Origin of the sequence: Morganella morganii (assembly GCF_041099235.1) — a bacterium.
GTDB lineage: Bacteria > Pseudomonadota > Gammaproteobacteria > Enterobacterales > Enterobacteriaceae > Morganella > Morganella morganii_E.
This window is the reverse complement of the sequence record NZ_JBFZSO010000017.1, coordinates 25,777-34,894: the sequence shown is the minus strand read 5'-3', so window position 1 is coordinate 34,894 and position 9,118 is coordinate 25,777. Positions and strand designations below refer to the sequence as shown.

Genomic DNA, 9,118 nt, shown 5'->3' with positions numbered 1-9,118 from the left:
TAAATTGTTAAAGAGCAGTTGCAACATTCGCTGCCGTTGCCGGTCTTCTGCGTTGTTGCGAGGCTGCGTATATTACGTTTCCAGCCCCTTCGAGTCAAGCAATAATTTTTTATCTGCCGTTCTCTTTTTTCCTGCCGGACCGCGTGTTAGCGCGTTGTTCCGTGTCAGTGGAGGTGCATTATAGGGAGTCGATTTCAGAAGACAAGTGTTAATTTTCGATTTTCTGACTGTTTGCTGCATTCCCCAGCAAAACCCCTGCTTATACCGGGTTACACACAAAGTTATCCACAGATGGTAAAAAATCACAAAATTCACAAGCAACACGCAAACGTTTGCGTTACAATCTGCTGCATTCGTGTACCGTTGCTTTTTACTCCGGGTTTTGAAATCTTATGAGATACACCGATTTCACCTGCAACCTATTGTCATTTATTCGTTGAATTCAAGGGATCCAAACTCATGCAACAGCCTCGCCCTATCCGTCGCGCCCTGCTCAGTGTCTCTGACAAAACCGGCATCACTGAATTTGCTCAGGCTCTTTCCGCCCGCGGTGTTGAATTGTTATCAACCGGCGGTACTGCCCGCCTGCTGGCTGACGCCGGTCTGCCGGTGACTGAAGTCTCCGATTACACCGGTTTCCCGGAAATGATGGACGGACGTGTCAAAACCCTGCATCCGAAAGTACACGGCGGGATCCTCGGCCGCCGCGGCACAGATGATGAGATTATGGCGAAGCATCAGATTTCCGCTATTGATATGGTGGTTGTGAATCTCTATCCGTTTGCGGAAACCGTGGCAAAATCCGGCTGTACATTGGAAGACGCGGTTGAAAATATCGATATCGGCGGGCCGACTATGGTGCGCTCCGCCGCGAAGAACCATAAAGATGTGGCGATTGTGGTAAAAAGCAGTGACTACAGCAATATCATTGCCGAGATGGATGCCGGACAAAACAGCCTGAGTTTCGATACCCGTTTTGATCTCGCCATCAAAGCCTTTGAGCATACAGCGGCTTATGACAGCATGATCGCCAACTATTTCGGTCAGAAAGTAAAACCCTACTTCGGCGATACCACTCAGCCTTCCGGTCAGTTCCCGCGTACCCTGAATCTCAACTTTATTAAGAAGCAGGACATGCGCTACGGCGAAAACAGCCATCAGAATGCCGCCTTCTATATAGAAGAGAATATTCAGGAAGCGTCCATCAGTACTGCAGTGCAGTTACAGGGTAAAGCCCTCTCTTATAATAATATCGCGGATACGGATGCTGCCCTTGAATGTGTGAAACAGTTTGATAAACCGGCCTGCGTAATCGTCAAACACGCCAACCCGTGTGGTGTGGCCGTTGCTGATACCTTACTGACCGCCTATGACAACGCCTTTAAAACTGACCCGACTTCCGCTTTCGGCGGTATTATCGCGTTTAACCGTGAACTGGATGCCCAAACTGCGGCAGAAATTACCGAACGCCAGTTTGTGGAAGTGATTATTGCCCCGTCAGTCGCGGAAGATGCGCTGCCGGTTCTCGCGGCAAAACAGAATGTCCGCGTGCTGACCTGCGGTCAGTGGCAGCATCCGGTTGCCGCCCTTGATTTCAAACGGGTGAACGGCGGTCTGCTGGTGCAGGATCGCGATCTCGGAATGGTCGGCGATACTGACCTGAAAGTGGTCAGCAAACGTCAGCCGACAGAGCAGGAGCTGAAAGATGCCCTGTTCTGCTGGAAAGTGGCGAAGTTTGTTAAGTCCAATGCCATTGTTTATTCAAAGAATAATATGACCATCGGTGTGGGTGCCGGTCAGATGAGTCGTGTTTACTCCGCGAAAATTGCCGGGATCAAAGCCGGTGACGAAGGGCTGGAAGTAGCGGGATGCGCCATGGCATCCGATGCGTTCTTCCCGTTCCGTGACGGGATTGATGCGGCGGCTGCCGTCGGTATTACCTGTGTGATCCAGCCGGGTGGCTCTATCCGTGATGATGAAGTCATTGCGGCGGCAGACGAACACAATATCGCGATGATTTTCACCGGCATGCGCCATTTCCGTCATTAATACCCGGAGCTGACTTATGAATATCCTGATTATCGGTAATGGCGGACGCGAACACGCGCTGGCCTGGAAAGCCGCACAATCCCCGCTGGCAGCCAATGTTTATGTCGCGCCCGGTAATGCCGGTACCGCACAGGAACCCAACCTGACCAATGTGGATATCAGCGCGACAGATATTGACGGTCTGGTGGCCTTTGCCCGCGCCAATAATATCGGCCTGACGATTGTCGGCCCGGAAGCACCGCTGGTGCTGGGTGTGGTCGATGCATTCAATGCAGCCGGCCTGACTATCTTCGGCCCGACCAAAGGCGCCGCGCAGCTGGAAGGTTCCAAAGCATTCACCAAAGATTTTCTGGCGCGTCACCATATCCCGACAGCGGACTATCAGAACTTTACTGAGGTTGAACCGGCACTGGCTTATCTGGACAAAACCGGTGCACCGGTGGTGATCAAAGCTGACGGCCTGGCGGCCGGTAAAGGCGTGATCGTTGCCATGACCCTGAAAGAAGCACAGGACGCGGTACATGACATGCTGGCCGGTAATGCTTTCGGCGATGCCGGACACCGCATTGTGATTGAAGAGTTTCTGACCGGTGAGGAAGCCAGTTTTATCGTCATGGTGGACGGTAAAAATGTGGTGCCGATGGCGACCAGCCAGGATCACAAACGGGTCGGTGACAATGACACCGGGCCGAACACCGGCGGCATGGGCGCTTACTCCCCGGCACCGGTGGTGACCGATACCGTTCATCAGCGGGTAATGGAAAAAGTGATTTACCCGACCGTTGAAGGTATGGCGGCGGAAGGTCACACCTATCAGGGCTTTTTATACGCCGGGCTGATGATTGATGAACACGGCGAGCCTAAAGTGATTGAATTTAACTGCCGCTTTGGTGACCCGGAAACCCAGCCGATTATGATGCGGTTACAGTCAGACCTGGTTGAACTCTGCCTTGCCGGTGCACAGGGAAAACTGGCGGGAAAAACCTCGCTGTGGGATCCGCGTCCGGCGCTTGGTGTGGTGATGGCAGCCGGTGGTTATCCGGGTAATTACCGCAAAGGCGATGTGATCAGCGGACTGGATGTTCAGGAAGCAGACTGCAAAGTTTTCCAGGCCGGAACGGCGCTGAAAGAAGGTGCGGTTGTAACTGACGGCGGCCGGGTGTTGTGTGTGACTGCACTGGGTGAGGATATTGCTCAGGCGCAGAAACAGGCTTATGCCGCACTGAAACACATTCACTGGGATGATGCATTTTGCCGCAGTGATATCGGTTACCGCGCCATTGACCGCCTGAATAAGTAAACAGCGTTAATAATCTGCGGGAGATTTACAGTGAATCTTCCGTAGGTTCCCATTTACAGAAGTTATCATTTGCCGCCAGCAGAATTTCCCGTCCTTCCGGTGAATCCAGCCATGCAATGTAGATAGGTGATGCGCTGCTGCGCTGACGCTTCGCCAGGAACTGTTCTGTTTCCGCATCAAACTCAATGTAGGATTTATTACCCTGACAATCCGTGACATAGCTGTCACGCCACTGCCCCTGTTTCAGCCGGATATCACCAACCACCAGTGCACTGTTAAGCATCAGTTGTCTGTCAGCCACAAAGGTCATCCGTGTGATTTCATCTGCGGTCAGCGGGGATTTATGCCCGTCTTTATCACGCTGCATAAAGATGGTATTGCCCTCGTGATCCAGCCGTATCTGTTCAGAAAAGCCGTTATCGCCCAGATATTCTGCACGGATCTGCCAGAGCTGGCCTCTGCGGTATTCATAAACGGTGACGACGGTCTGTTGTCCGCTGCGGTAGGGACTGAAAACACTCATCAGGACACGGGGTTGGTTGTCGGCGTTGAGACGCCACATTCTGACAGCGCCGTCGTCCGCGATATAACCGGACGCGCTGAAGGGAGGGAGGTCAGGCTGAACAGAACAGGCGCTGAGCAATGAGCCAAAGCCCAGTGCAAGCAGCCCCTGTCTGATCAACAAAAGGGGACGAAATCCCCCTCTATCAATCTGTTTTTGCAACGCAATTATTTTACTGAGTCTTTCAGTGCTTTACCGGCAGTGAAAGCAGGCACGTTTGCTGCTGCAATTTTGATTTCTTTACCGGTCTGCGGGTTACGGCCAGTACGCTCTGCACGATGGTTAACTTTAAAAGTACCGAAGCCAACTAATTGTACAGCATCGCCTTCTTTCAGAGAGTCAGTGATGGCCGCCAGAGTTGATTCCAGCGCTGCTTTAGCTTGTGCTTTAGACAGCTCTGCTTTTTCTGCGATAGCATCAATCAATTGAGTCTTATTCATAAAATATCCTTACAGTGTGTTTATCGTTTGCAAAGCATCGAGTGCGTCGGATGTGCCTTTTGACAGCCCTGATACACGCGCCCCGATAGCCACTTCTTTTCGCCCCCCACTGTAGACCAGAGACGGGGCAATTGTGAAGCCTTTAACACCGGCATTTATAGGCTTAAATCACGTTTTTTGATTTAATCGCCTAAACTAACGCCAATATTGCTGATCCCCGCATCCCGGAGATCGGATTTCAAGCCTTTTATCAACTCAATATCGCGCTCTTCGCAGGCGGCCAATAAGCGGTAAATTTCCCACTGAATGTCCCACTCTTCTTCAACTGCGGGCAATTCATTTAATTCGTCGTCGGACATTTCGCGTCCGGCTTGTGTCATTTCCAGTACCGCGACAGTGCCGACTGAAATCTCACTGACCGCAATAGCATGCTCCAGTGTTTCCCCGCTCAGGCGGGTATGGATAAGCTCACTGAGTGCCGCGCAGGCATCAATCGCCGGATACACACCGTAGATATCATAGTCATCTCCATCAGGGATGATGTCTTCCAGCTTTTCCAGCTGATTATCAAAGTTCACTTTTGCGTCTTTGACGGTCAGGACTTCCCAGATGAGATCCAGAATACGCCGGTAAAGCGACGGATCAGTAAACCCGGTCTGCTGACAAAAAACGGCATAATTCGGGTACATTCTCTCGCACAGACAGGCTGTGAAGGTAAGATGCTGCCAGCTTTCCAGTTTTTCCAGCCGTAAGTGGATCGGGTTCTTTAACATTCCGCTTTACTCGTTACTCTGATGTGAGCCGCAGTTTACCTGAAAATCCGTGATATCCACATCTTTACGTGGAAAATCGGGAAATTTCTGTTTCAACCGGACAAAAAATGTTCGATCTGAGGCAATACCATCAGCCCAGCGGGTCGGTTCAGGCAGGCGATAGCCGCGCGTCAGGGCTTTTACCCAGGTCAGTGCGGTGTCAATACTCATATGATGACCGGGTGAAATGAACAGCGGATTGCAGCGGTTTTTGCTGCGCCAGACCCAGCCGAGCGGCTCTCCTTTGTCTGTCAGCAGCGACTGTGCACCAGCCTCTTCCGCCAGCGGTTCAAACGTGCCGCATAACCGGCTTTTGGCCACACCAATGGCGGGTAAATCCAGCAGCACCCCGAGATGACCGGCAACGCCGAGACGGCGCGGATGGGCACGGCCCTGGCCGTCCACCAGCACCAGATCCGGTTTTAAGGTCAGTTTCTCCCACGCGGCAAGGGCGGCGGGAATTTCACGGAAGGAAAGCAGCCCCGGAATATAGGGCAGTTGGGTGGGAATACGGGCGGTCTGATACTCCGCCACCTCCAGTTCAGGCCAGGTGAGGATCACCACAGCAGCCCGGGTGACGTTTCCCCCGTCCTCAAAGCCGATATCCACCCCCGCGATATAGCGGGGATTAAGCGGCACATCCTGCAGACTGACCAGCCGTGCCAGTTCCGTCTGCCTGGCTTTCAGGGCGCGGGTGTCGATGGCTGTCATGGTGACCTCCGTGGTCTGTCAGTGATCAGCCCTGATGATATTTGGCTGACAGGCGGTGAACAGATTCAACGAATGCACCGGCATGCTCAGGCGGAACATCCTGATGGATGCCGTGTCCGAGGTTGAACACATGGCCTTCGCCCTGACCAAAGCCGGCGAGGATAGATGCCACTTCCGCTTCAATACGGGCAGGTGATGCATAAAGCATGGACGGATCCATATTACCCTGTAACGCCACTTTATTACCGACCCGGCGGCGGGCATCCGCGATATCTGTGGTCCAGTCGAGCCCCAGCGCATCACAGCCGGTTTCTGCCATCGCTTCCAGCCACTGTCCGCCGCCTTTGGTGAACAGCGTGACCGGAACACGGCGGCCGTCATTTTCGCGGATCAGGCCATCGACAATCTTGTGCATGTAATTGAGTGAAAACTCACGGTAATCACGCCCGGTCAGCACGCCGCCCCAGGTGTCGAAGATCATCACGGATTGTGCACCGGCTTTAATCTGCGCGTTGAGATAGAGGATCACGCTGTCCGCCAGTTTATCCAGCAGCAGATGCAGGGTCTGCGGTTCGGCGTACATCATCTTTTTGATTTTGGTAAAGGCTTTGCTGCTGCCGCCTTCCACCATATAGGTTGCCAGTGTCCACGGGCTGCCGGAGAAACCAATCAGCGGCACATCACCATTCAGGGCTTTGCGGATGGCGCGCACGGCATTCATGACATAACCGAGTTCCTGCTCCGGGTCCGGCACCGGCAATTTTTCAACATCACGGGCATTCTGGATCGGATGCACAAAGCGCGGCCCTTCACCGGTTTCAAAATAGAGCCCGAGACCCATCGCATCAGGGATGGTGAGAATATCGGAAAAGAGAATGGCCGCATCCAGCGGAAAACGACGCAGGGGTTGCAGGGTGACTTCACAGGCCAGTTCGGTGTTTTTGCACAGTGCCATAAAATCCCCCGCCTGTTCGCGGGTGGCTTTATATTCAGGCAGATAACGCCCGGCCTGGCGCATCATCCACACGGGGGTGACATCCACCGGCTGACGCAGTAATGCCCGCAGATAGCGGTCGTTTTTCAGTTCACTCATGACAGACTCCAAAAAGTTGTTGGCCGCGTAACGTATTGACGTCCTGAATAAAACCCATTGTAGCACGCCTGCCGCCCGGGGTCAGGGCAGTGTTACGCGTCTTCGTCATCCTGACGGCACAGTGCGACTGTATCTTCTATCAGACGGCGGGCGATGGTATCCGGCGGCGGAATAACCGGCAGATTATCATAGCGGTACCAGTCTGCACTGAGCAGTTCTGACGGATCGTGATGAATTTCACCATCCGCATAATCCGCCAGAAAGCCCATCATCAGCGAGTGCGGGAACGGCCACGGCTGCGAGGAAACATAACGGATATTCTGAATCTCTATCCGGCTCTCTTCCATCACCTCACGGGCAACGGCTTCTTCCAGGGTTTCGCCGACTTCGACAAACCCGGCGAGCACGGTGAACAGCGGCGCGCTTTTATGGCGGCGGTGCTGTGCCAGCAGAATAGAGTCATGACGGCGGATGCCGACAATAATACACGGTGCTATCTGCGGATAGTAACGCTCGCGGCAGCTGTCACACAGACACGCCCACTCACTTTCACTGTATTTCATCGCCGCACCGCAATAGCCGCAATAACGGTGCGAGCGGTAGAACTCCGCCAGCTGCACGCCGCGTCCGGCCATTTTGAAGAGATCGTCATTTTCTGCGGCAATAATGCGCGGCGAACACATATCGGAACGCATTTTTTCGCGGATCAGCCAGACCGGCAGTCCCTGCCACTCCCCGATACGTACCGCCGGTTTCCCGGTCAGCATCCATTGTGCCGCACTGCCCTCCGGCAGTTGTCCTTCCGGCAGCCAGACGCGGTTATCCGCGCTGATCACCCAGTAGCCGGTTTCATTGCCTGTTAAAATCTGCTGCATAATAGAGACATCATGTTAATGAAATAATAATGGATTAAATCATACTCCGTTTGCGGGGAGAATACTCGGCATAACGGGGCATGCATTTCCCTGTCACCCGGTTGTCAGAAAAGTGTCACACGGGTGTCAGTTGCCTGTCACAAACGCGTCATACCCTAGCCTCACCACTGATACTGAATCAGTTAACTGACGAGGGTTTTATGACACGTTTTCCTGCTGCCAAAATATTACTGACCGCCGTTGCTGTTTCCGCCTCTTTTTCTGCGTTCTCTGCCGGGCAAAATACCATTCCAGAAGAACTGATTGCCGCCGCCAAAAAAGAAGGCGTGGTTTACAGCGTCGGGATGCCGGATACCTGGGCCAACTGGAAAGGCACCTGGGCTGATCTTGAAAAACTCTACGGCATCCGCCATCAGGACACCGATATGAGCTCCGCTCAGGAAATTGCCAAGTTTGCCGCTGAAAAAAGTAATGCCACCGCAGATATCGGGGATGTGGGTGCCGCCTTCGGCCCTGTCGCCGTTCAGAAAGGGGTGGTGCAGCCTTACAAACCGACCACCTGGGATCAGATCCCGGACTGGGCAAAAGATAAAGACGGTAACTGGGCACTGGCCTATACCGGCACCATTGCATTTATCATCAATAATGATCTTGTCAAAGAACAGCCGAAAAGCTGGGCCGATCTGCGCAACGGTAATTACCGTGTGACAATCGGTGATGTCGGTATCGCGGCGCAGGCCAACAGCGGCGTGCTGTCCGCGGCTTTTGCTCTCGGCGGCAATGAAACCAACATTCAGCCTGCCATTGAGTTGTTTGCCGATCTCGCCAAACAGAAACGTTTATCCCTGAATGACCCGAGTGTGGCAAACCTGGAAAAAGGAGAAGTGGAAGTGGCGGTAATGTGGGATTTCAACGCCCTTAACTACCGCGACCAGATTGATGCCAAACGCTTTACCGTGGTGATCCCGTCTGACGGCTCGGTCACCTCCGGTTACACTACCATCATCAACAAATATGCGAAAAACCCGAACGCCGCCAAGCTGGCCCGTGAATTTATCTTCAGTGATAAAGGACAGCTCAATCTGGCCGAAGGCTATGCCCGCCCTATCCGCGCCGCACACCTGACCCTGCCGGACGATATCAAAGCCAAACTGCTGCCGGAATCCCAGTACAGCAAAGCAAAACCAATTACTGATTTTGACGGCTGGGAAAAAACCTCCCGCCAGTTGCCGAAACTGTGGCAGCAGAACGTTATCATCAACATGAATTAACGGAA

General features: G+C 53.2%; 9 protein-coding genes. 3 read left to right on the top strand and 6 right to left on the bottom strand.

Going from position 1 to position 9,118, the window contains the following annotated elements:
• Positions 1-459 precede the first annotated feature (459 nt).
• Positions 460-2,049: a bifunctional phosphoribosylaminoimidazolecarboxamide formyltransferase/IMP cyclohydrolase gene (gene purH, locus AB7038_RS17725; protein WP_368890312.1), complete on the top strand. Its 1,590-nt coding sequence runs from the start codon at positions 460-462 to the stop codon at positions 2,047-2,049.
• A 16-nt stretch (positions 2,050-2,065) separates the two neighbouring features.
• Entirely contained in the window at positions 2,066-3,349 is a 1,284-nt protein-coding gene (gene purD / locus AB7038_RS17720) for a phosphoribosylamine--glycine ligase (protein WP_369453730.1), read from the top strand.
• A gap of 25 nt (positions 3,350-3,374) precedes the next feature.
• Here purD and AB7038_RS17715 read toward each other — a convergent pair whose 3' ends face one another.
• From AB7038_RS17715 to nudC, 6 genes are all read right to left on the bottom strand, one after another.
• Positions 3,375-4,034: a DUF1481 domain-containing protein gene (locus AB7038_RS17715; protein ID WP_368890314.1), complete on the bottom strand. Its 660-nt coding sequence runs from the start codon at positions 4,032-4,034 to the stop codon at positions 3,375-3,377.
• 44 nt (positions 4,035-4,078) lie between these two features.
• Positions 4,079-4,351 carry a nucleoid-associated protein HU-alpha gene (hupA, locus tag AB7038_RS17710; RefSeq protein WP_004242271.1) on the bottom strand — a complete coding sequence of 91 codons (273 nt, stop codon included), beginning with the start codon at positions 4,349-4,351 and terminating at the stop codon, positions 4,079-4,081.
• A gap of 182 nt (positions 4,352-4,533) precedes the next feature.
• Positions 4,534-5,124 carry a YjaG family protein gene (locus AB7038_RS17705; protein WP_004242272.1) on the bottom strand — a complete coding sequence of 197 codons (591 nt, stop codon included), beginning with the start codon at positions 5,122-5,124 and terminating at the stop codon, positions 4,534-4,536.
• A 6-nt stretch (positions 5,125-5,130) separates the two neighbouring features.
• Complete coding sequence (nfi, locus tag AB7038_RS17700; RefSeq protein WP_368890327.1) at positions 5,131-5,865, bottom strand: deoxyribonuclease V; 735 nt, start codon at positions 5,863-5,865, stop codon at positions 5,131-5,133.
• 34 nt (positions 5,866-5,899) lie between these two features.
• On the bottom strand, positions 5,900-6,967 hold the full coding sequence (gene hemE / locus AB7038_RS17695; RefSeq protein ID WP_024474623.1) for a uroporphyrinogen decarboxylase: 1,068 nt from the start codon (positions 6,965-6,967) through the stop codon (positions 5,900-5,902).
• 92 nt (positions 6,968-7,059) lie between these two features.
• Entirely contained in the window at positions 7,060-7,842 is a 783-nt protein-coding gene (gene nudC, locus AB7038_RS17690; protein WP_029991326.1) for an NAD(+) diphosphatase, read from the bottom strand.
• A gap of 200 nt (positions 7,843-8,042) precedes the next feature.
• Between nudC and AB7038_RS17685 the strand changes: the two genes are divergently transcribed.
• A complete protein-coding gene (locus AB7038_RS17685; protein ID WP_369453729.1) occupies positions 8,043-9,113 on the top strand; it encodes an ABC transporter substrate-binding protein in 1,071 nt (356 codons plus the stop codon).
• Positions 9,114-9,118: the final 5 nt, after the last annotated feature.